Annotated in this window: 29 protein-coding genes and 3 pseudogenes; 24 read left to right on the top strand and 8 right to left on the bottom strand. The window is 67.9% G+C overall.

Going from position 1 to position 25,378, the window contains the following annotated elements; translation table 11 throughout:
• Positions 1 to 13: 13 nt before the first annotated feature.
• Together DFJ65_RS11545 and DFJ65_RS11540 are read right to left on the bottom strand one after the other, a co-directional pair.
• Positions 14 to 232: a helix-turn-helix domain-containing protein gene (locus DFJ65_RS11545; protein ID WP_115923146.1), complete on the bottom strand. Its 219-nt coding sequence runs from the start codon at positions 230 to 232 to the stop codon at positions 14 to 16.
• 1 nt (position 233) lies between these two features.
• Positions 234 to 845 carry a DUF2975 domain-containing protein gene (locus tag DFJ65_RS11540; protein ID WP_115923145.1) on the bottom strand — a complete coding sequence of 204 codons (612 nt, stop codon included), beginning with the start codon at positions 843 to 845 and terminating at the stop codon, positions 234 to 236.
• Between the two features lie 423 nt (positions 846 to 1,268).
• Between DFJ65_RS11540 and DFJ65_RS11535 the strand changes: the two genes are divergently transcribed.
• The 12 genes from DFJ65_RS11535 (at position 1,269) to DFJ65_RS18095 (ending at position 12,797) form a co-directional block, all read left to right on the top strand.
• Positions 1,269 to 2,342: an SGNH/GDSL hydrolase family protein gene (locus tag DFJ65_RS11535; RefSeq protein ID WP_245950188.1), complete on the top strand. Its 1,074-nt coding sequence runs from the start codon at positions 1,269 to 1,271 to the stop codon at positions 2,340 to 2,342.
• A 151-nt stretch (positions 2,343 to 2,493) separates the two neighbouring features.
• Positions 2,494 to 3,081, top strand: coding sequence for a nucleotidyltransferase family protein (locus DFJ65_RS11530; RefSeq protein ID WP_115923144.1), 588 nt, complete (start codon positions 2,494 to 2,496; stop codon positions 3,079 to 3,081).
• A gap of 32 nt (positions 3,082 to 3,113) precedes the next feature.
• Positions 3,114 to 4,007, top strand: a complete 894-nt coding sequence (locus tag DFJ65_RS11525; protein WP_115923143.1) for an AAA family ATPase — start codon at positions 3,114 to 3,116, stop codon at positions 4,005 to 4,007.
• An 8-nt stretch (positions 4,008 to 4,015) separates the two neighbouring features.
• Positions 4,016 to 5,134, top strand: a complete 1,119-nt coding sequence (locus DFJ65_RS11520; protein WP_115923142.1) for a vWA domain-containing protein — start codon at positions 4,016 to 4,018, stop codon at positions 5,132 to 5,134.
• Positions 5,127 to 6,410 carry an XdhC family protein gene (locus DFJ65_RS11515; protein ID WP_115923141.1) on the top strand — a complete coding sequence of 428 codons (1,284 nt, stop codon included), beginning with the start codon at positions 5,127 to 5,129 and terminating at the stop codon, positions 6,408 to 6,410. Before DFJ65_RS11520 ends, DFJ65_RS11515 begins: the two co-directional genes overlap by 8 nt.
• Positions 6,411 to 6,419: 9 nt before the next feature.
• Positions 6,420 to 6,923 carry a (2Fe-2S)-binding protein gene (locus DFJ65_RS11510; RefSeq protein ID WP_115923140.1) on the top strand — a complete coding sequence of 168 codons (504 nt, stop codon included), beginning with the start codon at positions 6,420 to 6,422 and terminating at the stop codon, positions 6,921 to 6,923.
• Positions 6,920 to 9,310 (top strand): xanthine dehydrogenase family protein molybdopterin-binding subunit, encoded by a 2,391-nt coding sequence (locus DFJ65_RS11505; protein ID WP_115923139.1) that lies wholly within the window; start codon positions 6,920 to 6,922, stop codon positions 9,308 to 9,310. The genes DFJ65_RS11510 and DFJ65_RS11505 overlap by 4 nt, the downstream gene beginning before the upstream one ends.
• Positions 9,307 to 10,170, top strand: coding sequence for an FAD binding domain-containing protein (locus DFJ65_RS11500; protein WP_115923138.1), 864 nt, complete (start codon positions 9,307 to 9,309; stop codon positions 10,168 to 10,170). Before DFJ65_RS11505 ends, DFJ65_RS11500 begins: the two co-directional genes overlap by 4 nt.
• A complete protein-coding gene (locus tag DFJ65_RS11495) occupies positions 10,170 to 10,904 on the top strand; it encodes an SRPBCC family protein (RefSeq protein ID WP_115923137.1) in 735 nt (244 codons plus the stop codon). The genes DFJ65_RS11500 and DFJ65_RS11495 overlap by 1 nt, the downstream gene beginning before the upstream one ends.
• 37 nt (positions 10,905 to 10,941) lie before the next feature.
• Positions 10,942 to 11,499 (top strand): HutD/Ves family protein, encoded by a 558-nt coding sequence (locus tag DFJ65_RS11490; protein ID WP_115923136.1) that lies wholly within the window; start codon positions 10,942 to 10,944, stop codon positions 11,497 to 11,499.
• Between the two features lie 342 nt (positions 11,500 to 11,841).
• Positions 11,842 to 12,588 carry an APC family permease gene (locus DFJ65_RS18100; RefSeq protein ID WP_245950186.1) on the top strand — a complete coding sequence of 249 codons (747 nt, stop codon included), beginning with the start codon at positions 11,842 to 11,844 and terminating at the stop codon, positions 12,586 to 12,588.
• The gene (locus DFJ65_RS18095) at positions 12,585 to 12,797 is read left to right on the top strand and encodes an amino acid permease C-terminal domain-containing protein (RefSeq protein ID WP_245950184.1); all 213 of its coding nucleotides are present in this window, start codon (positions 12,585 to 12,587) and stop codon (positions 12,795 to 12,797) included. Before DFJ65_RS18100 ends, DFJ65_RS18095 begins: the two co-directional genes overlap by 4 nt.
• On the opposite strand, the pseudogene DFJ65_RS11480 reads toward DFJ65_RS18095, so the two are convergent.
• Positions 12,767 to 13,237, bottom strand: a pseudogene (locus tag DFJ65_RS11480) (IS3 family transposase); the annotation flags it as partial. The gene DFJ65_RS18095 and the pseudogene DFJ65_RS11480 sit on opposite strands and share 31 nt — an antisense overlap.
• A gap of 209 nt (positions 13,238 to 13,446) precedes the next feature.
• Between DFJ65_RS11480 and DFJ65_RS11475 the strand changes: the two are divergent.
• Positions 13,447 to 13,800 (top strand): hypothetical protein, encoded by a 354-nt coding sequence (locus DFJ65_RS11475; RefSeq protein WP_115923135.1) that lies wholly within the window; start codon positions 13,447 to 13,449, stop codon positions 13,798 to 13,800.
• 7 nt (positions 13,801 to 13,807) lie between these two features.
• Here DFJ65_RS11475 and DFJ65_RS11470 read toward each other — a convergent pair whose 3' ends face one another.
• Positions 13,808 to 14,293 carry a VOC family protein gene (locus DFJ65_RS11470; RefSeq protein WP_115923134.1) on the bottom strand — a complete coding sequence of 162 codons (486 nt, stop codon included), beginning with the start codon at positions 14,291 to 14,293 and terminating at the stop codon, positions 13,808 to 13,810.
• Between the two features lie 333 nt (positions 14,294 to 14,626).
• Between DFJ65_RS11470 and DFJ65_RS11465 the strand changes: the two genes are divergently transcribed.
• Both DFJ65_RS11465 and DFJ65_RS11460 read left to right on the top strand, forming a co-directional pair.
• Positions 14,627 to 15,909 (top strand): IS3 family transposase gene (locus DFJ65_RS11465; RefSeq protein WP_425452986.1). Its coding sequence is split into 2 segments (ribosomal slippage): positions 14,627 to 14,948 and positions 14,948 to 15,909, totalling 1,284 coding nucleotides; the frame shifts between segments, so codons are not numbered across the junction.
• A 30-nt stretch (positions 15,910 to 15,939) separates the two neighbouring features.
• Positions 15,940 to 16,365: pseudogene (locus tag DFJ65_RS11460) on the top strand (FGGY-family carbohydrate kinase); the annotation flags it as partial.
• A gap of 1 nt (position 16,366) precedes the next feature.
• On the opposite strand, the gene DFJ65_RS11455 reads toward DFJ65_RS11460, so the two are convergent.
• The 3 genes from DFJ65_RS11455 to DFJ65_RS11445 form a co-directional block, all read right to left on the bottom strand.
• Positions 16,367 to 17,389 carry a serine hydrolase gene (locus tag DFJ65_RS11455; protein WP_147301382.1) on the bottom strand — a complete coding sequence of 341 codons (1,023 nt, stop codon included), beginning with the start codon at positions 17,387 to 17,389 and terminating at the stop codon, positions 16,367 to 16,369.
• Positions 17,386 to 17,859 (bottom strand): DUF2332 family protein, encoded by a 474-nt coding sequence (locus tag DFJ65_RS11450; protein WP_170144072.1) that lies wholly within the window; start codon positions 17,857 to 17,859, stop codon positions 17,386 to 17,388. The genes DFJ65_RS11455 and DFJ65_RS11450 overlap by 4 nt, the downstream gene beginning before the upstream one ends.
• A 56-nt stretch (positions 17,860 to 17,915) precedes the next feature.
• Positions 17,916 to 19,183 (bottom strand): IS3 family transposase gene (locus tag DFJ65_RS11445; protein ID WP_115923131.1). Its coding sequence is split into 2 segments (ribosomal slippage): positions 17,916 to 18,841 and positions 18,841 to 19,183, totalling 1,269 coding nucleotides; the frame shifts between segments, so codons are not numbered across the junction.
• Between the two features lie 30 nt (positions 19,184 to 19,213).
• On the opposite strand from DFJ65_RS11445, the pseudogene DFJ65_RS11440 reads away from it, so the two are divergent.
• From DFJ65_RS11440 to DFJ65_RS11415, 6 genes and pseudogenes are all read left to right on the top strand, one after another.
• Positions 19,214 to 21,714: pseudogene (locus tag DFJ65_RS11440) on the top strand (excinuclease ABC subunit UvrA).
• Between the two features lie 81 nt (positions 21,715 to 21,795).
• On the top strand, positions 21,796 to 22,236 hold the full coding sequence (locus DFJ65_RS11435; RefSeq protein ID WP_115923130.1) for an XRE family transcriptional regulator: 441 nt from the start codon (positions 21,796 to 21,798) through the stop codon (positions 22,234 to 22,236).
• The gene (locus DFJ65_RS17200) at positions 22,233 to 22,598 is read left to right on the top strand and encodes a HepT-like ribonuclease domain-containing protein (protein ID WP_147301381.1); all 366 of its coding nucleotides are present in this window, start codon (positions 22,233 to 22,235) and stop codon (positions 22,596 to 22,598) included. The genes DFJ65_RS11435 and DFJ65_RS17200 overlap by 4 nt, the downstream gene beginning before the upstream one ends.
• Positions 22,599 to 22,696: 98 nt before the next feature.
• Entirely contained in the window at positions 22,697 to 22,864 is a 168-nt protein-coding gene (locus DFJ65_RS11425; RefSeq protein ID WP_211308428.1) for a hypothetical protein, read from the top strand.
• 18 nt (positions 22,865 to 22,882) lie between these two features.
• Positions 22,883 to 23,038 (top strand): hypothetical protein, encoded by a 156-nt coding sequence (locus DFJ65_RS11420; RefSeq protein ID WP_211308427.1) that lies wholly within the window; start codon positions 22,883 to 22,885, stop codon positions 23,036 to 23,038.
• A gap of 149 nt (positions 23,039 to 23,187) precedes the next feature.
• The gene (locus tag DFJ65_RS11415; protein ID WP_342767536.1) at positions 23,188 to 23,613 is read left to right on the top strand and encodes a GrpB family protein; all 426 of its coding nucleotides are present in this window, start codon (positions 23,188 to 23,190) and stop codon (positions 23,611 to 23,613) included.
• Positions 23,614 to 23,808: 195 nt separating this feature from the next.
• On the opposite strand, the gene DFJ65_RS11405 is transcribed toward DFJ65_RS11415, so the two are convergent.
• A complete protein-coding gene (locus tag DFJ65_RS11405; protein WP_115923128.1) occupies positions 23,809 to 24,219 on the bottom strand; it encodes a DoxX family protein in 411 nt (136 codons plus the stop codon).
• 179 nt (positions 24,220 to 24,398) lie between these two features.
• On the opposite strand from DFJ65_RS11405, the gene DFJ65_RS11400 reads away from it, so the two are divergent.
• From DFJ65_RS11400 to DFJ65_RS11395, 3 genes are read left to right on the top strand one after another with little or no spacing between them, the layout of a single operon-like run.
• Entirely contained in the window at positions 24,399 to 24,578 is a 180-nt protein-coding gene (locus tag DFJ65_RS11400; protein WP_115923127.1) for an SDR family NAD(P)-dependent oxidoreductase, read from the top strand.
• Positions 24,579 to 24,630: 52 nt separating this feature from the next.
• Positions 24,631 to 24,759, top strand: a complete 129-nt coding sequence (locus DFJ65_RS18280) for a hypothetical protein (protein ID WP_255407434.1) — start codon at positions 24,631 to 24,633, stop codon at positions 24,757 to 24,759.
• 13 nt (positions 24,760 to 24,772) lie between these two features.
• Positions 24,773 to 25,336, top strand: coding sequence for a 4a-hydroxytetrahydrobiopterin dehydratase (locus DFJ65_RS11395; RefSeq protein ID WP_245950182.1), 564 nt, complete (start codon positions 24,773 to 24,775; stop codon positions 25,334 to 25,336).
• Positions 25,337 to 25,378: the final 42 nt, after the last annotated feature.

Raw genomic sequence — 25,378 nt, 5'->3', positions numbered from 1 at the left:
CCGCGCTGCGAGTTCAGTCGCAGCTGAACAGATCGCCCACCTCGCACTGCAGCACGTCGCACAGTGCGGTGAGGGTGCTGAACCGGATCGCCTTGCCGCGGTTGTTCTTCAACACCGACAGGTTCACCACGGTCACCCCGACGGCGTCGGCGAGTGTCTGAAGGGTCATGCCACGGGCGGCGAGCAGCTCGTCGAGGTGGCAGGTGATGCGGTGCGGGTCGTCGACCGGCACCTCAGATCACGCCTTCGAGGTCGTCTCGCATCCGGTCGCCGGCGGCGAACGCTTCGGCGATCAACGCCACGACCAGTGCGGCGCCGATGGGCCAGAGCGGGAAGGTCACCGAAAAACCCTGCGGCTGTAGGGCATCGAGCGCAGTGCCGGCGACCACCATCGCCTGACCCATCGAAGTGAGCATCGGGACGACGATCGACCCGACCAGCGCGAGCGCGGCGATCGTGCGGATGCGGCGCACGTTCAGCGGCACGAACGGGTTGCCTCGTGAGATGTCTCGGGCCACCCCGAACACCAGCCAGAGGGCGGCCAGGACGAGCCCGCAGAGCGCGAGGTCGGGCAGCAACGACCAGATGCGCGGACCGACTTCGCCCACCGGCACCTGGACGGTGGTCGACACGTCGTCGTACTTCAGGCCGGCGCGATTGAGAGCGTCGATCGTTGCCTTGCCGGAGTAGTCAACCGGCACCGGATCGCCATTGATCCAGCGCGCGATCGGCCCGGCGACGAGCCCGATGATCGACCCGATTGCGATGACCGACAACACGATTTGCAGGAACCAGTGGTCTGTGCGGCCGAAGCTCCAGACACTTCGGCGGGCGGTTGAGTTCATCGGTAGTGCCCCCTGTCGTTGTGCCGGCGGCTGATCCACCAGCTATCGAAAAACGATATGCATATCGTTTTTCGATGTCAAGGGGCGACCCGGGGCCGCCCGCATCTCCGGTCGGGTGGCCGACCTCTCGGGCCCAGCCAAGTCGGTCAAGCGCAAGGGTGCCCGCTGACGCCGTGCGCCCGCACGGCGACCGCACCAACTCGCGTCGGACGCGAATTACTCGCGCGTACGCGCTGAAACCGCCAAGTAAGTCGCGCCTGACGCGACTTCGTGCGCACGGACGGTGCGGTGCGAGCGCCGGCCCAGTCGGGCCACCCGAGATTGACTGCCGGACAGGTCTTGTCGCGCGCCTGTGACCACTGTCACACTCCTGCGTCGGGGGCGTGCAACGGTGCACGCCCCCTTCGTTCCGAGAGGACTCCGATGGTCTTGCCTCGCTTCTCCCTGTTCCGCCGTTCTGTTGCCCCAGTCGCCGCACTCGCGCTTGCCGCGACCGGCCTCGTCGTGCAGGCCCCGCAGGCCCGCGCCGACGGCCCCGGCCAGGGCACGCCGTACGTCGCCACGCTGGGTGACTCGTACATCTCCGGGGAGGCCGGCCGCTGGGCCGGCAGCTCGAACAGCAGCTCCACCGCCGCCGATGCGCTCGGCAGAACCGCCTACTACGACAACGCAACTCACACCGCCGAGCAGATCAACCGATGCCACCGCAGCGCGTCGGCAGAGGCATACATCGGTGGGGGAGTGAACGGCGTCAACTTCGCCTGCTCCGGTGCGACCACGAGCACCACGACCGGCACCTACTTCAAGCCGGGCATCGACTTCTACTCCGGCTCGGCCGGGCAGGGTCAGGCCGCGATGCTGCAGTCGTTCGCCGGCGCGCACAACGTGAAGATGGTCGTCGTGTCGATCGGCGGCAACGACTTCAACTTCGCCTCGATCGTGCAGACCTGCGTCACCGACTTCCTCACGACGCCCTCGTGGCTGCCGAGCTACTGCAAGAACGACTCGAGTGTGAAGGCCAACTTCACCGCGGCCAACGTCGCCGCGGTGCGCGCCAAGATCACCGGTGCCCTGCAGAACGTGCGCACCGCGATGCGCAACGCCGGCTACGCCGACAACGGCTGGACGCTGGTGGTGCAGAACTACGCCTCGCCGATCCCGAGCAGCGCGGGCTTCCGGTACAGCCAGAGCGGCTACACCCGGCAGAGCACCGGCGGCTGTGGCTTCTGGAACGCGGACGCGGACTGGGCCAACAGCACCGCCCTCCCGACCATCAACTCGGCCGTGCAGGGCGCGGTCAGCGACTCCGGTATCGCCGGTGCGAAGGTGCTCAACCTGTCGGCTGCCTTCAACGGAAGGCGCCTGTGCGAGAAGGGAGTTGGCCTCTACGAGGAGGTCGGGCTCTCGTCGTGGCAGTCGGCCGGAGCGGTCGACAGGACGGAGTGGGTCAACCAGATCCGCACGGTGAGCACGGCCACGTCGAACTACTACATCTAGGAGAGTCTGCACCCGAACTACTGGGCGCAGCTGGCCACCCGCAACTGTGTGCGCCAGGTCTGGAACGGCGGCACCCCGCGCGGCGGCAGCTGCACGATCTCCGGCACCGGCCTTGTCGGCGGCGAGCCGCGAATGGTGCTGAACTGATCGCATGACGACGATGAGCGGTTCGGCCGCCGGTCTGCTGCTCGCGGCCGGCGCCGGACGCCGGATCGGCGGGCCGAAGGCGTTGCGACACGACGCCGACGGCACCTCCTGGTTGCTGCGTGCAGTGGGAGTGCTGCGCGACGGCGGGTGCGACCCGATCGTGGTCGTGCTCGGCGCCGCCGCCGACGAAGCGGCCGAACTGCTCACCGGCGACACCGTGCGGACGGTGGTCGCCGCCGACTGGGACGAGGGCATGGGCGCCTCGCTGCGCGCCGGGCTGCGCGCACTGGGTGAAACGGATTCCGCGGTCGCGGTCATCCACCTCGTCGATCTGCCCGACGTCGGCCCGGCCGTGCTGACGCGCCTTCGGGAAGGGGCGGGTGGCGACGAATCCGCACTGGTGCGAGCCGAATACGGTGGACGACCCGGTCACCCGGTGGTGATCGGCCGAGCCCACTGGGCCGACCTGGCCGCCGAACTCGAGGGCGACGAGGGCGCCCGGCGCTACCTGAAGAAGCACGGCGCGCAGGTCGTCGAATGCGGCGATCTCGCCACGGGAGAAGACGTCGACGAATTACCGGACAATACGTGATCCACGCCACATCACGACCTAGGGTGTGAGGGATGGATCTTCACGTCGAGTCGGCAGCTGAAGTCGCCGAACACCTCCGCGGCACCGGATACGTGTGCGACGACGCCCTCGCGACGGTCACCTTCCTGTCGCTGCGCCTACAGCGCCCGCTGCTGCTCGAGGGCGAACCCGGCACCGGCAAGACCGCACTGGCCGAGTCGCTCGCCGAAGCGTTCGACATCCCGCTCATCCGGCTGCAGTGTTACGAGGGCATCGACGCCTCCCAAGCGCTCTACGACTGGGATTTCCCGCGGCAGATTCTGCACCTGCGGGCGGTCGAAGCGGTCGCCGCCGACCGCGATGCGCAGCGGGCCGAGGAGGTCGAGGCGTCACTGTTCGACGAGCGCTACCTGCTGGCGCGACCGGTGCTGCGCGCACTGCGCGAGACCCCCGCGGTGCTGCTCATCGACGAGATCGACCGTGCTGACGACGAATTCGAGGCATTCCTGCTGGAGGTGCTGTCGAGTTGGCAGGTGACCATCCCCGAGGTCGGCACGATCAAGGCCGACCCGCCGCCGATCGTGGTGCTCACCTCCAACCGCACCCGCGAACTGCACGACGCGCTGAAGCGCCGTTGCCTCTACCACTGGATCGACCACCCGAGCATCGAGCGTGAACTCGAGATCGTGCGCAGCCGGGCACCGGAAGTGGGCGAGAAGCTGGCCGACCAGGTCGTGCGGGCCAGCCAGTCGCTGCGCGGGCGCGACGACCTGCGCAAGCCGCCCGGAGTGGCCGAGACGCTCGACTGGGTGCGCGCCCTCAACGAACTCGGCCGCTGCGACCTCGACCTCGAGACCGCGTCGGCGACCCTCGGTGTTGCGGTGAAGTACCGCGAAGACCTCGCCCGAGTGCGCGACAGCCTCGACCGGATCCTGGCCGGGCAATGACACAGGCAATGACACGCCCCGTCGCCGAGGGAACACCCCCGGACGCGATCCTGCTCGGCTTCGCGCGGGTGCTGCGCAAGGCCGGCGTGGCGGTCACCCCCGATCGCGAGGCGACCTACCTGCGTGCCGTCGCGACGCTCGACCTGGGTGATCGAGCAGCCACCTACTGGGCCGGCCGGGCCACGCTCTGCTCATCGCCCGACGACTTCTCGCGCTACGACCGGGCCTTCGAGGCGTGGTTCAAGCCACCGGAGGAGCAACGCCCCGGCGAGGTGGCGAACGTGCGCGCCGAACCGTCGCGCAACCTGCTCGGCACCGGTCAGGGTGCCCCCGACGAGACCGAGGAGGGCGAGGTGATCCGAGCCGGCGCGAGCGAGCAGGAGGTGCTGCGCCACCGCGACGTCGCAGAGCTCTCCCGCGCCGAAAAGAGTTTGCTCGCAACGATGTTCGGTTCGCTGCCGCGTCCTGAGCCGACGCGGCGCACCAACCGGACGGTGCCCGCGCGGCGGGGGAGTATCGACGCCCGCCGCACCATGCGCGCCCAACTCGCCCACCTCGGCGAACCTGTGGAGTTGCGTCGGCGCCACCGCACCGTGAAGCGGCGGCGCATCGTGGTGCTGATCGACGTCTCCGGGTCGATGCGTGACTACGCCGACGCGCTGCTGCGACTCGCGCACCACTGGGCCGGCAGCGGGCACCCCGTCGAGGTGTTCACCCTCGGCACGCGGCTCACCCGGGTGACGCGCGCCCTGCACCAGCGCGACGCCGAACTCGCTCTCGTCGACGCCGGCGACACCGTGCCCGACTGGTCGGGCGGCACCCGTCTGGGGGAGTCGCTCAAGGCGTTCCTCGACCGGTGGGGGCGGCGCGGAACGGCCCGCGGCGCCGTCGTGGTCGTGTGCAGTGACGGCTGGGAGCGGCACGACACGACGCTGCTCGCTGAACAGATGCAACAGCTCGCGGCCCTCGCGCACAAGGTCGTCTGGGTCAACCCGCACGCCGGCAAGGCCGGCTACCTACCGATCCAGGCCGGCATCGTCGCAGCCCTGCCGCATCTCGACGCGCTGGTCGCCGGGCACTCGCTGCACACCTTCGCAAAGGTGGCGGGGGTGGTCGATCTTGCGTGAGGTGTTGCCCGACCTGCTCGGCTGGTGGCGCGAGGGTCAGGACGTCGCGATGGCCACGGTCGTAGGCACGTGGCGGTCGGCACCGCGACAGCCGGGTGCGGCGATGCTCGTCGGTCCGGGCGGTGCCGCCGTCGGATCCGTCTCCGGCGGCTGCGTCGAGGGCGCGGTGTACGAACTCGGCCAAGAAGTGCTCGACACCGGCACCCCGGCGTTGCAGCGCTACGGCGTCAGCGACGACGACGCCTTTGCGGTCGGCCTCACCTGCGGCGGCATCCTCGACATCTACGTCGAGAAGGTCTCCCAGCAGACCTACCCCGAGTTCGGCGACGTCGCCGACGACATCGAGGCCGGCCGCCCGGTCGCGGTCGTGACGGTCGTGCAGCATCCCGACGCCGCGTTCGTCGGACGCCGGATGATCGTGCGACCGGCAGAGACACGTCCGTCGCGCAGCGGCTCGCTGGGCAGCGCCCGCATCGACGACGCCGTGGCCGACGACGTCGCGGGGCTCATCAGCAGCGGGCACAGCGCGGCGCTCACCTACGGCCCGGACGGCGAACGGCGCGGCGAGGGAATGCGTGTGTTCGCAGCGGTTTTCGCGCCGCGTCCGCGGATGATCGTGTTCGGCGCAATCGACTTCGCCGCCGCGTGCGCGCGGATGGGGCGCTTCCTCGGCTACCGAGTGACGGTCTGCGACGCCCGCGCGGTGTTCGCCACCAACACCCGGTTTCCCGACGCCGACGAGGTGGTCGTGCAGTGGCCGCACAAATATCTCGCCAAGGAGGCAGAGGCCGGACGCGTCGACGAACGCACGGTGCTGTGCGTGCTGACGCACGACCCGAAGTTCGATGTGCCGCTGTTGGAAGTGGCGTTACGCCTGCCGAAGGTGGCCTACATCGGAGCCATGGGCTCGCGCCGCACCCACGACGACCGCACCGAGCGCCTGCGGGAGGCGGGGCTGTCCGACGGCGAACTCGGCCGCTTGTCCAGCCCGATCGGCCTCGACCTCGGTGCCCGCACCCCGGAGGAGACGGCGGTCAGCATCGCCGCCGAGATCGTGGCGCTGCGCTGGGGCGGACGCGGTGACCGGCTCACGGCGACCGACGGGCCGATCCACCACCACGAGTTGCCTGATCGGCCCGATGATGTGAGTGAACTCACAGAATCCCTTGCGGATGCAAGCGGATCCGACCACGATCGGGAAGCAGCGGAACCGAACGACAGGGCGAGCACGACCCGCACGAAAGAAGCAGAGTCAAGCAGTACCGACCGGCACTAGGAGTCGAGGATGACCCGGATCAGCGTGAAGGTGGATGGCGACAGTTTCACCGACGAGGTGGAGCCGCGCATGTTGTTGGTGCATTACCTGCGAGAACGGTTGGGGAAGGTCGGCACGGTCGTCGGCTGCGACACCAGCAACTGTGGCGCCTGCACCGTGCACCTCGACGGGGTGAGCGTGAAGTCGTGCAACATGCTCGCCGTGCAGGCCGACGGTCACGATGTCACCACGATCGAGGGCATCGCGCGCAACGGCCAACTGCACCCGGTGCAGCAGGCGTTCCACGACAACCACGCCCTCCAATGCGGTTACTGCACACCGGGAATGGTGATGCAGTCGATCGACGTGCTGCGAGCCAACCCGAACCCTTCGGAGGAAGAGATCCGGGTCGGGCTGGAGGGCAACCTGTGTCGGTGCACCGGCTACCAGAACATCGTCAAGGCGGTTCGACAGGCCGCCGGCGGCACCAATCTGAGCCCCGTCGGGGCGAGCCAGGGGAGTGAGCAGGCATGACCACCGTCGACGACGCACCGGCAACCGCGACACCCGAGATCGGCAATGCACGCAAGCGCAAGGAGGATCAGCGGCTGCTGACCGGGCGCACCAAGTGGACCGACAACATCCAGTTGGCCGGCATGCTGCACCTCGCAATGGTGCGAAGCCCGTTGGCACACGCGAAGATTCGCTCGATCGACACCTCGGCCGCGCGGGAGGCGTCCGGCGTCATCGACGTCGTCACCGGCGCCGACATCGCGCAGACGCAGGGCGTCAACATCAACGCCTGGCCGATCAGCCCCGAACAGAAGACCCCCGATCACCTGCCGATGGTGCTCGAACACGTCGCGTGCGCCGGCGAGATCGTCGCGGCGGTCGTCGCCCGGTCGGCCGCCGAAGCGCGCGACGCCGCCGAACTGGTCGACGTCGACTACGAGGAACTCCCCGCGGTGCTCGACATGAAGGAGGCGCTCAAGGACGAGGTGCTGGCGCACCCCGACCTCGGCACCAACAAGTCGGCCTTCTGGCAATTGGACTCCGCCACAGAGGGATCCGGCGGCAACGTCGACGAAGCCATCGCCGAGGCACAGGCCAACGGCATCGTCATCGAGCGGGAGTTCCGGCAGCAGCGGTTGATCCCGGCGTTCATGGAGCCGCGGTCGACGGTCTGCGACCCCACCGGTGAGCAGTTGACGATCTGGTCGGCCACCCAGGTGCCGCACATCCTGCGGTTCGCGCTGGCCGCGACCACCGGCATCCCGGAGTCGAAGCTACGCGTCATCGCCCCCGACGTCGGTGGTGGCTTCGGCGGCAAGCTGCAGACCACCCCCGAGGAGTTCATCACCGTCGCGGTGGCCCGCCGGCTCGGCAAGCCGGTGAAGTACACCGAGACCCGCTCGGAGTCGCTGCTGTCGGCCCACCACGGCCGTGACCAGTGGCAGAAGCTCACCCTCGCCGCGACCAAGGAAGGCATCGTCACCGGCCTCAAGGTCGACCTGCTGGCCGACCTCGGCGCCTACGTCGCGATCGTCGGCGGCGGCGTGCCGGTGCTCGGCGCGTGGATGTTCAACTCCATCTACAAGTTCAAGGCTTACCAGTTCAACTGCCAGACGGTGCTGACCAACAAGACGTGGGTCGACGCCTATCGCGGTGCCGGCCGACCGGAGGCCACCTTCGGCATCGAGCGGATCATGGACGAACTCGCCGCCGAGCTGAACATGGACCCGCTGGAAGTGCGCGAGAAGAACTGGATCAAGCACGAGGAGTTCCCATTCACCACGGTCGCCGGCATGGAGTACGACTCCGGCAACTACGAGGCCGCCACCGCCCGCGCGAAAGAACTCTTCGGCTACGACGAGTTGCGTGCCGAGCAGCAGCGGCGTCGGGAGTCGAACGACGCGGTGCAACTCGGCATCGGCGTTTCCACCTTCACCGAGATGTGCGGCCTGGCGCCCTCGCGGGTGCTCGGTTCGCTCAGCTACGGAGCCGGCGGTTGGGAGCACGCGAGCATCCGGATGCTCGCCACCGGCAAGGTTGAGGTCGTCACCGGCACCTCCCCGCACGGTCAGGGACACGAGACGGCCTGGAGCCAGATCGTCGCCGACCGGTTGGGCGTGGCGTTCGAGGACGTCGAGGTCTTGCACGGCGACACCCAGATCGCGCACAAGGGTCTCGACACCTACGGTTCGCGCTCGTTGGTCGTCGGTGGCGAGGCGATCGTGCGGGCCGCCGACAAGGTGATCGAGAAGGCGCGGCCGATCGCGGCGCACATCCTCGAGGCCAACACCGACGACCTGGAGTTCGCGGCCGGCAAGTTCACGGTCAAGGGCACCGACAAGGGCGTCACGATGGCCGAGCTCGCCCTGGCTAGCTTCGCGGCCCACAACCTGCCGGACGGCGTGGAGCCGGGTCTCGACGCCGAGTCGACCTACGACCCGATCAACTTCTCCTTCCCGCACGGCACGCACCTGTGCGCGGTCGAGGTCGACACCGAGACCGGGGCGACCAAGCTGCACAAGTACGTCTGTGTCGACGACATCGGCGTGGTGATCAACCCGCTGATCGTCGAGGGACAGATCCACGGCGGCCTCGTGCAGGGAATCGCCCAAGCCCTGTGGGAGGGAGCCGAATACGACGAGTTCGGCACGCTGGTGACCGGTTCGTTCGTCGACTACACGCTGCCGACGGCGGCCGACACGATCAACTTCGTCACCGACAACACGGTTTCGCCGTCCACCACCAACACGCTCGGCACCAAGGGCGTGGGGGAGGCCGGCACCATCGCCTCGACCCCCGCGGTGGTCAACGCGGTCGTCGACGCGGTGCGGCCGCTCGGCATCAACGACATCGAAATGCCCTGCACCCCGCAACGGGTGTGGCGCGCGATCCAGGGAGGTGCCCGATGATCCCGGCACAGTTCGACTACGTCGCCCCCACCACCGTCGCCGAGGCGTTGACCGCCTTGGCCGAGGCCGGTGACGAGGGCAAGGTGTTGGCCGGCGGGCAGAGCCTGCTGCCGATCCTGCGGATGCGGCTCAACTCGCCGGAGAAGGTGATCGACCTCGGGCGCATCGCCGAGCTGCGCGAGATCACCGACGACGGCGACTCGATCGTGATCGGCGCGATGGCCACTCACGACACGGTGTTGCGTGACGCGTCGGTCGCTCAGCACGCGGCGCTGCTCACCCGAACCCTCGCGGAGGTCGCCGACCCGCAAGTGCGGCACCGCGGCACCGTCGGGGGCGCGCTGGTGCACGCCGACCCCGCCGGCGACATCGGCGCCGCGGCACTGGCGCTCGACGCGAGCTTCGTGATCGCCGGACAAGGCGGTGCCACCCGCACCGTGCCGGCGTCCGAGTTCTTCGTCGACCTCTTTGAGAGCGCGGTCGGTGAGGACGAACTGCTCACCCAGATCCGGGTGCCCAAGCACACCGGGTGGGGCGCGCACTACGAGAAGTTCGTGCGTGTCGTGCACCAGTGGGCGATCGTCGCGGTGGCCGCGACCGTGCGGGTCGAGGGCGGCACGATCGCCGAGGCGCGCGTCGGGCTGACCAACATGGGCTCCACCCCGTTGCGCGCGACCACGGTCGAGCAGGCACTGGTGGGCAAGCCCGCCACCGACGAGGCCGTGCGGGAGGCCGCCGTCGCCGCGGCGGAGGGCACCAACCCGCCGTCCGATCTCAACGGCGACGCCGACTACCGCAAGCACCTCGCCACAGTGCTCACCCGGCGCGCGGTGTTGGCCGCGGCAGGCGGGGCGGCCTGATGGATCTGAAGCACTCCTTCACCGTCCCCGCCGACGCCGAACGCACCTGGGCCACCCTCACCGACCTCGAGGGGGTGGCCGGGTGCTTCCCGGGCGCCACCATCACCTCGGCCGAGGGCGACCACTTCGAGGGCACCGTCAAGGTGAAGCTCGGACCCATCGCGCTGGTCTACGCCGGTAGCGGCGACTTCGTCGAACGTGACGACGCCGCACACACGGCGGTCATCGACGCGAAGGGCAAGGACAAGCGCGGCAACGGCACCGCGGGTGCCACCGTGCACCTTTCCCTTCAGCCGCAAGGCGATTCGACGAAGGTCGATGTCGTCACCGACCTGAAGGTCACCGGCAAACCCGCGCAGTTCGGGCGCGGGGTGATGCAGGACGTCTCTGACAAGCTGTTGCAGCAGTTCGTTGCCTGCCTGGAAAGCCGTCTGTCGCAACCCGCCGACGAACCGGTCAGCACCGCCGACACGACACCCGTCGAAGCGACACCCGAGGCGGCGTCCGCCGAAGCACCGGCGGCCGCCCCGGCTCCGGCGCCTTCGCCGCCCGCCGCTGCACCTGCGTCCAAGCCTGCGCCCGCGCTGCGCGTGGCCCAGCCGGTGGCCGACGACTCGATCGACCTCGGCGGACTGGTCGGTCCGACGCTGCTCAAGGCGTATCTGCCGCAGTTGCTGAGCGCGGCCGTCGGGGTGGCGCTCGGATACGTGATCGGACGCCGTTCGGGGTCATGACCGCGCGGCATGTCGCTGTGACAGGGCGCCGGGTGTGATGGAATCCGTTGCCGTGCAGATCATTCGGTTCGCGGACATCGACCCGTCGCCCTGGCGCAACGGCGGCGGCATCACCTGGGAGGTCGCCGCCCAGCCGGGTGAGGGCGGCCACTTCGACTGGCGGATCAGCATCGCCGAGGTCGCCCGGGCGGGGCCGTTCTCGGCCTACCCGGACGTCGACCGGGTGATCACGTTGATCACGGGTGCCGCCATGGACCTGATGGTGGCGGGAGAGCCGCTGCGGCTCGTCCCGCTCGAGCCCTATGCGTTCGCGGGTGAAGTCGAGGTCGACGCCACGCTGCCGAGCGGCACCACCCGCGACCTCAACGTCATGACCCGCCGCGGACGCGTGCACGCGACAGTGCGCGTGCATCGCGACGGCGAGGCGTGGACCACGGCCGACGACGGCGTGCAGCGGTTCCTCGTCTGCGTCGGCGAGCCGGCCGACGTCACCGCTGCGGGGGAGTCCGTGCGGCTGCAGCGGTACGACTCGCTGCGGGTGTCGCAGGCGGTGCAGATGGGTGCGGGCGACGTGGTCGAGATCGAAATCACCTGAGCCCGGCGACATTTCGTCGTGCCGCTTCGCCCAACCGGTACATCGGATACCAATACGGTTTCCGAATGGCCAGAAACGGGGTATTGCGCACCAAGGACGTCGACACCGTCCTGGAACAGAACAAGGACAAGGGGAGCGGCCACCACCATGCCCGGCTGAGCAAACGGCTCACCGCCTGGGACCTCATGGGGTTCGGCATCGGGATCGTCATCGGCACCGGCATCTTCACCCTCACCGGGGTCGAGGCGAAGAACCACGCGGGCCCGGCCATCGTCATCTCGTTCGCCGTCGCCGGTGTCGTCAGCTTGCTCGCGGCCCTTTGTTACGCCGAGCTCGCAGCTGGTGACGAACGCCCTCGTCGTGATCAAGGTGTCGATCTGCATCTTCGTCGTGGTGGCCGGCGTCTTCTTCGTGAAGGCGAGCAACCTCAAGCCCTTCGTGCCGCCATCGAAGCCGGTCGAGGAAGGCACCAGCGGACTCGGGCAGCCGCTGTGGCAAGCCGTCTCCGGGGTCACCCCGACCGCCTTCGGCTTCACCGGCATCCTCGTCGCCTCGGCGGTCGTCTTCTTCGCCTACAGCGGCTTCGAAGCCGTCGCGAATCTCGGTGAGGAGACCAAGGACCCCGCCAAGGACATGCCGCGCGGACTCATCGGCACCCTGGTCATCTGCACCGTGCTCTACCTCGCGGTGTGCCTCGTCATCACCGGCATGGTGAAGTACTCCAGCATCTCCGAGGGTGCCCCCATCGCCGACGCCTTCGACCAGGTCGGCCTCGGCTGGGCCAAGGTGCTCATCGGCATCGCGGCGATCGCAGGTCTGAGCTCGGTGATCCTCGTCGACATCGTCGCGATGGGACGCATCGGTTTCGCGCTGTGCCGCGACGGGCTGCTGCCGGCCGGCGTCGGCAAGGTGCACCCGAAGTTCCAGACCCCGTGGCGCATCACCCTCGCCACGACGGTGGTCGTCTGCGTGTTGGCCGGACTGGTGCCGCTCGGCGTGCTCGCCGAGATGGTGAGCATCGGCACGCTGTTAGCCTTCCTCGTGGTGTCGATCGCGGTAGCCGTCCTGCGGCGACGAAGCCCAGGATGAAGCGGCCGTTCCGCACGCCGGCAGTGCCACTGCTGCCGATCGTGTCGGCGCTGCGCTGTCTCGGCCTGATGGCGGCGCTGTCGGTGGAGACCTGGCTGCGTTTCCTGGTCTGGCTCGTGATCGGCCTGGTCATTTACCTCGGTGGGCCCTACCCCCGGATCGTGGACACGGGGTGTGATTACGCGGCAGGTCGCAGCGTAGCGGTGTAGCCGGCTTCGTAGGCGACCGGCGAGGTGTAGCGGCACCAGGAATGGCGGCGCTTGGTGTTGTAGCGGACGAGCCACTTGAAGACCTGCCGGCGACAGGCCAACTCGTCACTCCAGCAGGCGGCGTCTTGGAGGACCTCGCGCTTCATGGTGGCATTGAACGACTCCGCCAGCGCGTTGTCCGCGCTGGTGCCGACGGCGCCCATGGACTGGGTGACGCCGAGCTTGCGGCAGAGCTTGGCGTAGGCCTTCGAGCAGTAGACCGAGCCGTGGTCGCTGTGGAAAACGGCGCCCTTGAGGCTGCCGCGGGTTGCGGCGGCTGCCTTGAGCGCGTCCTCGACGAGCTCGGTGCGCATGTGGTCGGCGACCGCCCATCCGACGAGCCTGCGGGAGTAGCAGTCGATCACGGTCGCCAGGTACAGATTGGTGCCGTCGGCGGCCGGTTGCGTCCGCTTCCAACGTGAGTCGATCGGTGCTCACCAGATGATGGCGGGACTCACGGAGGTCGAACCGCAGGAGGTGGCGCGCGGTGGAGGACGCGCTCGGACAGTTCGAAGGTCCGAACGGGTTCATCGGCCAGTGCGAGATGTTGGTGGGTGCCGGAACGGTTCGTTGAGCCCAAGGACTGCGTGCTCGGTGGGAGAGTGGCGTCATGCCTGAGTACTCGGTCAACAAGATGGCCGTCACACATGCGCGCAAGCTCATCCGCGAGGGCAAGGTTGTGACGAAGTCGCAGTGGGGCGATGCGCAGCCCGACGCGAACCAGGAGAACGAGTTTCTGGACTCACACTCGTGGACCGAGTACGGCGCGTGGCATCTGGCGCTGGTTGATGGCGCGACCGAACAGACCAAGGGGCGCTACGGCTTCGGGTTCGGCGACTTCGACAAGGTGCACCGCTCAGGGCTGCTGGCATGCCAATATCGAGCAGCCGAGTGGAAGCACCGGGAGATCGAGGACGCTGCGACCAAGCTGCTGCGGTACCTGGACGACCAGACCGAAGACTGAGGCGGCGTCAGTTGTCGGCGATCGCTTGCTCGATCGTGGCGACGTCGATCTTCTGCATGGTCATCATGGCGGTGAACGCGCGTTCGCTGACTCCAGGATCAGTCGAGTTCATCGCCTCGCTGAGGACGCGGGGTGTGATCTGCCAGGACACGCCCCACTTGTCCTTGCACCAACCGCAGTCGCTTTCCTGTCCACCATTGCCGACGATCGCGTCCCAGTAGCGATCGGTCTCGGCTTGGTCATCGGTGGCGACCTGGAACGAGAACGCCTCGCTCTGCTTGAACGTGTCGCCGCCGTTGAGGCCGAGGCACGGGAGACCGAGAACGGTGAAGTGCACGGTGAGGACGTCGTCCTTCTTGCCGCCCGGAAAGTCGGTCGGTGCGCTGTGGACAGCCTCGATCTCGCTGTCGGGGAAGACGGACGCGTAGAAGTGCGCAGCTTCTTCCGCGTCCTTGTCGTACCACAGGCAGATGGTGTTCTTCGGGATGTTCATGGTTCGCTCCGCTCGATCGAAAGAAGTGGCAGGACGAGTCCAGCAGAGATCAGGCCCGCGTGCACTCAGCGCCACTACCGTGGCGGCATGGCTGTCGCTCATCCCAACCGTTAGTGTGTGGATCACGAACCCGGCAACCCGCTGACCAGCACAAACACCGCGTCAGGTGCCATCAATCGGCATCACCTGTGCAAGTCAGGTGGGATGTTCGTGCGGGTGCAATCCTTGACGTCTAGGGAACCTGATCAGGAGGACGAGTGATGAGTGCTCAGCCGCAGTGCGTGAATCGCCCCGGCATGTCCGGAGACTCCAGATGTTGGGAAGGTTGGAGTCATGGCAGGCACTGGTACGAAGAGGTATCCCGCGGAGCTCAAGGAGCGCGCGGTGCGGATGGTGACCGAGCGGCCCTCGGACGAGAGTGAGTGGCCGGCGATCCAGCGGGTCGCTCCTTTGTTGGGGATCGGGTCGGCCGAGACGCTTCGGAAGTGGGTGCGTCAGGCAGAGGCTGACGCCGGCGCTGCTGGCGGTGTCGGCGGGGTCGGGACGGCCGAGTCGGAGGAACTGCGCAGGCTGCGGCGCGAGGTCGCCGAGTTGAAGCGAGCGAACTCGATCCTGAAGGCAGCCTCGGCTTTCTTCGCAGCCGAGCTCGACCGGCCACGCGGCTGATCGTGGACTTCATCAGGGTGCACGCCGATCGGCGTGAACCTGGTGGTCTGCGGTGGGGTGTCGAGCCGATCTGTTCCGTGCTGACCGAGCACGGGATCACGATCGCCCCATCGACCTATTACGAACTCGTGGATCGCCCGATGACCACCTCGGACTGGCGAGAAGCGTTGCTGACCAGAGAGATTCACCGTGTCTACACCGAGAACTACAGCGTGTACGGGGCTCGGAAGGTGTGGTTGCAACTCAACCGCGAAGGCCACCGGGTTGCCCGGTGCACGGTGGAGCGGATCATGCGTGAACGCGGGTGGCGGGGCGCGATCCGCGGCACGGTCAAGCGGACCACGACGCCCGACGCGTCGGCCGCTGATCGGCGTCCGGATGATCTGGTGTGTCGCCGGTTCGCGCCGTTGGCGCCGGACCGGCTGTGGGTCGCCGACTTCACCTATGTCAGCACGTGGTCGGGGTGGGTGTACGTCGCGTTCGTCGTCGACGCCTACGCGCGGCGGATCTTGGGGTGGTCGGTGTCGACGTCGATGACGACGGACTTCGTGTTGCATGCGTTCGAGCAGGCTGTCTGGACCCGGAACCGTTACGGGACAGCTGATTTCAGCGCGTTGGTGCATCACCACGATCGGGGGTCTCAGTACACCTCGATCCGGTTCGGTCAAGCCCTGGCCGAGGCCGGTGTCGCGGATTCCATTGGTAGTACTGGGGATTCGTACGACAACGCGTTAGCGGAGTCGATCAACGGGTTGTACAAGACCGAGTTGATCAAGCGAGCCAAGCCCTGGAAGGGCGCCGATGACGTCGAGATCGCGACCACCGAATGGGTCGACTGGTTCAACCATCGGCGCCTGTACGAGTACTGCGGCGACATCCCACCCGTCGAGCTTGAGGAGGCGTACTACGCTCGCAAAACAGCCCAGCAAACCGCTGCGCTGACCGTTTGAGAAAGTCTCCGGACACTCCGGGGCGATTCAGCGCGCGGCGCCATCGTGGGCCTGTCACGGTTCAACACCAACGCCCACGTCGCAAGAGCCACCCTCGAGGCGATCTGCTACCAGTCACGCGACGTCGTCGACGCGATGGCCGCCGACTCCGGGGTCACCCTCACCACCCTCAAGGTCGACGGGGGCATCACCGCCAACACCCTGTGCATGCAGCTGCAGGCCAACATCCTCGGTGTGCCGGTGTCCAAGCCGGTCGTGCCGGAGACCACGGCCCTCGGTGCCGCCTACGCTGCGGGGCTCGCCACCGGGTTCTGGTCGGGCACCGACGAACTGCGTGCCAACTGGGCCCAGGCGCAGCGGTGGGAACCGCAGTGGACCGACGCGCAGCGGCGCGACGGCTACGCCGGGTGGCGCAAGGCGGTCGAGCGGACCCTGGGTTGGGTCGACGTCGAGTGACTCAGGCGAGGCCATCGACCATCGCCCGATGACAGATGTCGGCGACCTCGTTGATGGTGCGCCGACCGTGGCTGAACCCGGCAGTGCTTCGCGACAGGATGCTGAGCACGTACTGCCGGTCCGCTCCGCTCACCCACCCTGTCGAGTTCAGACGGTAGCCGTCGGGCAGGGGGCCCCAGCCGTTCTTGGCCGCCACGTGCACGCGGCGCGACTCCGGGGCGAAGACGCCCCACCGCTGCTGGGGCACCACATCGGCCATGAGCATTCGGGCGATCGTGCGACGGCCCCCGTCGAGCACCCGATCAGAGGACAACACGGCATCCACCATGAGCGACAGGTCACCGGGGACGGTTCGCCAGAAGCCCCACCATCCCGAGTCGATCTGGGTCTTCGTCATCCCGACGAGCCCGGCGACCCGCTCGACCTCATCGCGCCCCACCTGGGCGAGGAGGGTCTCGGTCGCCCCGTTGTCGCTGCGGGTGATCATCCGCCTCGCGAGGTCGCGCTCGCGCTCGGTGAGGTCTTCACCGGCCTCCTGCGCCTGGCGGAGCACCGTGGTGAGAACCAGCACCTTGATGGTGCTGTAGCAGAACCCCTCGCTCGCCTCGTGGCGAAAGCTCTGCCCGCGGCGCAGGTCCACGATCTCCAGGCCCAGTCGCCCGCTGCGCCCCGACAGGTACTCCTCGAGCCGGTTGGCGAGCTTCAGCGCCTCCACCGGCGAGGCCTGGCCCTCGGGAACGCCTGAGGCGCCCGCCGTCGGGCTGGGCGAGGGGGATGCCGTGGCACCGGTGGGTTCGCCGGTCGACCCTTCGCCGGTGGTCGGCCCAGCCGTGGTCGCCATCGCTGGGGAGGCGGTGGCGTCGTCGGTGACCAGTTCGCGCACCCCGAGGCCCAGCGCCCCCACCCCGAGGAGCGCGCCGCCCCCGACGACCAGCCGGCGACGGGCGATGACCTCGGGCGAGGGTCGCCGCGATCGCCGGAGGTCGGCCCGTCGCGGGTCGTGAGGCCTGTGCGGGGAAGTCATCGGGACAAGCGTAAGGGCGGGCCGTGGTGGTCCCCGACGCCCAGGACCTCCCCGTCGAGTTCCACCCGGGGAAGTCCGGGCGACCCGCTCCCCGCGGCCGCCGCCCAGTCGTGCTCGAACGCGACGTGGGCGAGCGGCATCCGCCCTCGCGCCACCCGGACCGCGTCCTGCACGGCGGCGGTCTCCTCGGCAGGCCAGTACATCCGGGTGACGGAGTGCCACACCACCGTGAGGACGCCGTCGGGCACCGGCTCGGCGAGCCGCTCGGCCACCCACTGCGAGGCCGGAGCCCGGTCAACCACGACAGGGTGCTCCCTCGCGACCGCGAGAGCCGCCGCGAGTCGTGCGTGGCGCTCACGCTGCCACGGCCACACGAAGGAGGTCAGGTAGACGCCCCCCTCGGCCGCCGCCGTGTCGACCGGGTCCAGATCGCACCCCCGGCGGTCGACGACCTCGAAGGCTTCAGGCAAAACCCCACCCCGGGCACACGCGGGCCCTACCCCCGGATCGTGGACACGGGGTGTGATTACGCGGCAGGTCGCAGCGTAGCGGTGTAGCCGGCTTCGTAGGCGACCGGCGAGGTGTAGCGGCACCAGGAATGGCGGCGCTTGGTGTTGTAGCGGACGAGCCACTTGAAGACCTGCCGGCGACAGGCCAACTCGTCACTCCAGCAGGCGGCGTCTTGGAGGACCTCGCGCTTCATGGTGGCATTGAACGACTCCGCCAGCGCGTTGTCCGCGCTGGTGCCGACGGCGCCCATGGACTGGGTGACGCCGAGCTTGCGGCAGAGCTTGGCGTAGGCCTTCGAGCAGTAGACCGAGCCGTGGTCGCTGTGGAAAACGGCGCCCTTGAGGCTGCCGCGGGTTGCGGCGGCTGCCTTGAGCGCGTCCTCGACGAGCTCGGTGCGCATGTGGTCGGCGACCGCCCATCCGACGAGCCTGCGGGAGTAGCAGTCGATCACGGTCGCCAGGTTCAGATTGGTGCCGTCGGCGATCGGCAGGTAGGTGATGTCGCCGACGTAGCGCTCGTTCGGGCGCTCGGCGGTGAAGTCACGCTTGAGCAGGTCGGGGTGCTTCTGCCCCGATGGCTCGGGAATCGTGGTGCGGACCTTGCGGCGCTTCATGTAGCCCCGGATGCCCTCGAGCCGCATCACCCTCGCGACACGCTTGTGGTTGACCCGCTCACCGGCAGCCGCGCTGTCACCGAGTTGAGCGTTGAGCTCGGCGGTGATCCGCGGCGCGCCCTGAGTGTTGTCCTCGGCATGGACCGCTCTGATCCGCTCAGCCAGCGCCGCGTCGTCAGCTGCTCTGGCTTCGCGGGCCGGCGCGGCGTTGAGCCAGGCGTAGTAGGACGAGCGCTCGATCTCGACGAGCTCGCACAGTCGCTTCACCTCGAAGGTGGCGGAGTTATCGGCGACGAACTGGAAGCGACTCACCAGCGCGTCTCCCCGGCGAAATATTTCGCCGCCTGCTGCAGGATCTCCCGCTCAGTCGTGAGCTTGGTCGTCTCTGCTCGCAGTGCCGCGTTCTCAGCTTCGAGCCGGGCGACCCGCTGCTCAAGCGGCTCGACTCTCACGGGCGAAGACGGTGTCGTTCTGGGCTTCAGCGGGCTCGCGGTCAGCGTTCCGTCAGCGGCGGTCTTCTTGCCGGTCCCGTAGACCTCGAGCCAGTGCCGCAGCGTGCCGCGGACGATGCCGAGGTCCTCGGCGATCTCGCGCACCGTCGCCCCCGGCGTGGTCTCGTACAAGTCGACGGCCTGACGACGGAACTCCTCGGAGTAGTTCTTCCTGGCCATAGTTCTTCGATCATCTCGCTTCCCCAGCAGATGCTGGATTCAGCGTGTCCAAGAACCGGGGTCAGGCCCCCCTCTCTTGCTTTCGGGACGCTTTACGCCGAGTCCCAGCGCCGGTACCTGGAATCGGTCGCACCCTGCGCGCGCCGCTTGATCGACCAGGCAGGCGTCCCCGATGTCGACTCGATCGAGGGACTGCCGCCGGCGGTCGCACTGCAGCAGCAACGCGGCGGCGGCAACGCCCGATCCACCGTCGCGAGCGTGACGACGCTGTCGAACCTCGTCCGCATGCTGTACTCGCGCGCCGGTTGGTATCCGCCGGGCCAACCGATGCTCTACGCCGAGGACTTCTCGTCCAACACCGCCCAGGGTGCGTGCCCGACCTGCCACGGGATCGGCCGGGTCTACGAGGTCACCGAAGAACAGATGGTGCCCGACCCGTCGCTGACGATCCGCGAGCGCGCCATCGCGTCCTGGCCGCCGGCGTGGCAGGGGCAGAACCAGCGCGACATCCTCGTCTCGATGGGCTACGAGAGGAGCGCCCGACCGTCCCGGTGTACGCCGGCCTGACTCCGGCCCAGACGAAGCGAGCGATCAAGAAGGACCTCGAACCGAGCTACCAAGGCACCTTCGTCGGCGCTCGCCGGTACGTGCTGGACACCTTCGCCTCCACCAAGAGCGCGATCGTGAAACGCCGCGTCTCGCAATTCGTCACCAGTGCTGTGTGCCCCACCTGTCACGGCAAGCAACTCAAGGTCGAATCGCTGTCGGTCACGTTCGAGGGCTTCGACATCGCCGAGTTCGCCGCGCTGCCGCTGGATCAGGTGGCCGACATCGCGCGGCGTGTGATCGCCGACGATCGGGTGCCGGTCGAGGGCACGGCAGGCGAAGCGTTGGACGACGCCTCCCGGGCGCGTGCCAGAAAGGCGCGGGTGGATGCCGGCGGTGCGTCCCATGACGCGGCACCCGACGTCCGTCGCACCTCGAACATCTCGGCGGAGAAGCAGGCCGCGGCCGGTCGCCTGTGCGCCGAACTGCTCGAACGACTGCAACCGATGATCGATCTCGGCCTCGGCTACCTCTCGCTGGGGCGGACGACACCAACCCTCTCCGGCGGTGAACTGCAGCGGCTACGGCTGGCAACTCAGTTGTCGTCCAAGCTTTTCGGTGTCGTGTACGTGCTGGACGAACCATCCGCCGGCCTCCACCCGCGTGACCTCGAAGCGCTGCTCGGCATCCTGCGCGGACTCAAGCAGCGCGGCAACAGCGTGTTCGTGGTGGAGCACTCGATACCGGTGGTCAAGGAGGCCGACTGGCTGGTCGACATCGGACCCGGCGCCGGCGAGCAGGGCGGACGCGTCCTGTTCAGCGGCGAACCCTCGGGCCTCGCGGACGTCAAGGAATCGGTCACCCGCCGCTACCTGTTCGCGCCTCCCACGCCGGTGTCCAGGCGGCCCCGCGAGCCGCATGGCTGGCTGCGATTCGCGGACGTCAGCCGCAACAACCTGCACGAGGTCAAGGTGCAGTTCCCGCTGGGATGTCTGACCGCGGTCACCGGCATCTCCGGGTCGGGCAAGTCGAGCCTGGTCAGTCAGGCCGTGCCCACGCTGGTCGAGGCCGCTCTCGGTCGGTCCACGACAGCGGAGCTCGAGGACGGGGACGACGACGTCGACCTGTTGCTCACCGGCGATCAGGGTTCGGTGCACGGGCACGTCGAAGGTGGCCGCGAAGGACTCGGAGGTCTGCGTCGAGTGGTTGCGATCGACCAGAAGCCGATCGGTCGCACCCCTCGGTCGAATGTCGCCACCTACACCGGACTGTTCGACCACGTCCGCAAGTTGTACGCGGCGACCCCGCAGGCCCGTCGGCGCCACTACAAGGCCGGCCGGTTCTCGTTCAACGTCGCCGCCGGACGATGCCCGACGTGTGAGGGAGAGGGCTCGGTCATGGTCGAGTTGCTGTTCCTGCCGAGCATCTACAGCCCGTGCCCCACGTGTCACGGCACACGGTTCAAGGAGAGCACGCTCGAGATCACCTGGCACGACCGGAACATCGCCGACGTCCTGGCGATGAGTGTGGACGAAGCCCACGAATTCTTCGCCGATGAGACCGAGATCGAGCGCTCGCTGCACGTACTGCGCGACGTCGGGTTGGGATATCTGCGCCTCGGCCAGCCCGCGCCCGAACTCTCCGGCGGCGAAGCGCAGCGGGTGAAGCTGGCCTCCGAACTGCAGCGTGCCCACCGGGGCGACGCCCTCTACGTCCTCGACGAACCCACTGCGGGTCTGCACAGTGCCGACAGCGACCGCCTGATGGCGCATCTGCAGGGCCTGGTCGACGCCGGCAACACCGTCGTCATGGTCGAGTTGGACATGCGCATGGTCGCCCAGGCCGACCACGTGATCGATCTGGGGCCCGGCGCCGGTGACGACGGCGGACGCATCGTCGCCACCGGCACCCCCGGCGAAGTCGCCGCCGACATCGACAGCCTCACGGCCGCGTACCTGAGGGACGTCCTGGCGGGCAGATCCTGAGAAGAGGAGCGCTGCAAGAATCGGTTAGCAACGAGGTCAATTCCAACGTCCACGATCCATATCACGAGATATCATTACCTGATGTCGACGGTTGCTGAATTGCGTGCCGCTGCGGGAATCAGTCAGGCTGAGCTGGCCCGCCGCAGCGGTGTTGCGCAACCGAACATCGCCGCCTACGAAACCGGTCGCCGACGTCCGTCGCCCCAGATGCTGGATCGCTTGCGGGATGCCCTCCGGCCGCGCCCGAGTGAACTGTTGAAGCATCACCGTGCCGAGGTGCTGGCGATCCTGTCCGGTCACGGCCTCACGTCTGCGCGGGTGTTCGGGTCGGTGGCTCGCGGCGATGACACTCCGGGCAGCGATATCGACCTCGTCGTCGAGATCGGCCGTGACGGCGACGTGCTCGACCTGATCGATGCCGCCGACGAGTTGGAACAGTTGCTCGGTTGCGCAGTGGATCTGGTGACGACTCGGGCACTTTGGTCGGGGCACGAGATCGATCGCACCTCGGTGCCGCTGTGAGTTTGCTGGACGAGAGGTACGGCCCCGGGACATCCGACAAGCTGTCCGACATCTCGCGACTGTGCCGGAGAGCTGAGCAGCTCGCGGCACGTGGACGAGAGTGGTACGACAGTGATCCCGACCTCCATGTGCCCAAGCTTTCTGCAGATTCTCTCGTGCTCAAGCTGGGCGAAGCGGTGCGGCGGCTTCCCGAGGCGTTCCTCGATGAGCATCGCCGAGACACGTCGTGGCGGCGGGCCATCGGCATGCGCAACCGCCTCGCTCACGAGTACGAAGCAGTCGACTACGAACTCGTCTGGGCCGTCGTGTCCCGTCACGCCGAACAACTACGGGCCGAGGTCGACGAACTGCAAGGCACGTAGGGCATGGCGCGCACCCCGAAATTCACCCGCACGGACGACTCCCGTGGGTCGGTGCTCCGTCGGTACGGTCGGAATCATCACGACCACCAGGAGGAGCCATGCCCACGGAGTGGAGCGACAAGGACGAGCGGCAGTACGAGCACGTGAAGGAGTCCGAAGAAGACCAGGGTCGCAGCGAGGACCGCGCCGAGGAGATCGCCGCGGCCACTGTGAACAAGCAGCGCAGCAAGGAAGGCCGGATTAAGGAGTCGAAGGACCACGAGTGAGGTCGCCGAGTCGGATGAGTGTCCTGGATCGATGCTTTCAGCCGCTTGGTCGACGTCTGCGCGGCGAGCATCAACGGGCTGGACAAGATGGTGCGCCACGGCGAGTTCGAGCAGTTCCTCGAGTACGAACGGGCGTTCGTACTGGGTCATGAGGCTGAGCGCACCGGACGTTAACCTCGCCGCATGACCGAGTCTCCGAATCCCGGCCGCCGCGGTCGCGACGTCACCTCCGTCGAACTCGTCGGCGGAGTGGAGAAGCGAGACCTCGTCATCGAGAACACGACCCGTCCTGGACCAGCGCTTTCACCGAGCACGAGCATCGCATCAGGGCGGCTCTGGGGGCGACCGCGAAGCAGGTCGAACACATCGGCTCCACCTCGGTGCCCGGACTCGCGGCCAAGCCGATCATCGACATCCTCGTGGTCGTCGACGACGTCACCGCCGAGGAGGACTACCTGCCGCAACTCCACACCGGTTACATGTTGCGGGCTCGCGAGCCCGGGCACCGGCTCGTACGCACCCCCGAACTCGACGTGCACGTGCACATCCTCGAGACCGGCGACGTGGCCGCGGACGATTACCTGTTGTTGCGCGACCGACTGCGCACCGACCAGGGCGATCGAGAACTGTACGAACGCACCAAGCGGGACCTCGTCGCTCAGGACTGGCCGGACATGAACGCGTACTCGGACGCCAAGGGTCAGGTGATCGCCGAGATCAAGCAGCGCGCCCGTGACAACCGGGGTTAATTCGCCCCCAGAACCTGGGTAAACCGGTTCGGATCGATCGGCCGCGTGGAGCTCGTCGGTGTCGTGAACCTTCTTCGGGTTGCGGCTGGACCAGGCGGATGTCGCGGGTGTGGTTGCGGTACAGCTCGCGGGCGAGTTCTTCGGCGATCTGCCCGATCGCACCGAGGACGGTCTGCATCGTGATTTCTGCCTGAATCAGCTCGACTTCTGGGAGGACTCAGTCTCCTCGTCACCCTGGTTCGTCGCCCAGAGGGCCCACGCCACCAGCAGCGGCTGGAACGCGAGCCGGACGGCGCGCTCGGTGTCGGTGTCCAGACCGAAACCGTCCTTCTGCTCCAGAAACTGGCTGATGTTGCCGGGGAACACGGCGACGAAGAACGCTGCGATGATCCTGCCGACCGTCTTTTGGTTCCAACCGGAGATCAGCGCCAGCCCCTGCACGATCTCCACTACGCCGGACGCGAGGACGACGGCGTCCTTGTCGGCGGGGAACCAGTCGGGCACCTGAGCCTGGAACTCCTGCCGGGCAAAAGTGAGGTGACCGGTGCCGGCGAAGGTCAGGAACGAGCCGAGTGCGACGCGGGCGAGAGTACGGCCTGTGGACATGGTGTCTCCATTGCTGAGGCGGTGGCGGGCCCTTCGAATCTAACGCGGCCGGAACGATTCGACGGTTGCGGGAAGCAAGTTTGTCCAGGGTTGGGGAATCGGTGCCGGCGTCGTGCTGTTTGCGCTGTCGGCACGCCTGGTTCGGGTGAGCCGTCCGCGAAGCACGAGGAGATGGATCGATGAGCGACACGAACGTTTGGCTGGTGACCGGAGCGGGACGTGGTCTCGGCGTCGACATCGCACGAGCCGCCCCGGACGCCGGTCACCGTGTGGTCGCGACTGCCCGCAAGACCGAAGCCGTCACCGCCGCGCTCGGCGAGCACGAGAACCTGCTTGCCGTCGCACACGACGAGACCTGAGCCACCCGCTCGCTGAGCACTTCCGCGGTGCTCCCTGTGCGAGGGTTGCCGGATGACCGAACCTGGACCCCGATTCCGCGTCCGCCCGCTCGGCGGCACCGCCGGCTGCGTGGGCATGATCCTGTTCTCAATCGTCGCCTCGATCATCCTCACGGTGATCCTCAACCTGCTTGCTCGCTGACGGGAGACCCGAGGTGAGCGATTCGCTGCAGGTGCTGACCGCGGAGCAGGTGCTCGAGTCGGATCTCCCGGACTGGCGTCAGTTGTACGCGTCGCTCCACACCCGTTACCTGACAACCGAATTCGCCAACGGCCTTCGTCTCGTTGCGGCCATCGGCGCGGTGGTGGAGGCCGCCGGTCATCACCCGGAGATCACCCTCACCCAGGACTTCGTCGACGTGTCGCTGACCAGTCACGACGCCGGTGGCGTGACCGCGCGCGATGTCGAACTCGCCCGCGCCATCTCCGCCATTGCAGCCGAGCAGGGGGTCGACGTCGACGGGGACGAGGTCCACGGCCAGGCCGGCATCGGACCCACGCTGTGGTTCCAGCACCGGGAGCCTGACGACGAGCAGCGCTTCCACCTCGACGTCCGGGTGCCGCATGACATCGCTGCACAGCGCATCCAGCAGGTCGTGGATGCCGGTGGCACCGTCGTCCGTGACGGATCGCCGGCGTACGTCGTCCTGCAGGATGTGGACGGCAACAAGGCGTGCATCTGCACAAACCTCGGGCGTGAAGGTTGGTCCGCACCCTGATCGTCCTTACCACGCGGCTATATCGCTCGCGATAACCCTCGC

The sequence above is a fragment of the Calidifontibacter indicus genome (genome assembly GCF_003386865.1).
GTDB lineage: Bacteria > Actinomycetota > Actinomycetes > Actinomycetales > Dermatophilaceae > Yimella > Yimella indica.
Note: the sequence above shows the minus strand (reverse complement) of the source record. Positions and strands in the feature narration are given on the sequence as shown.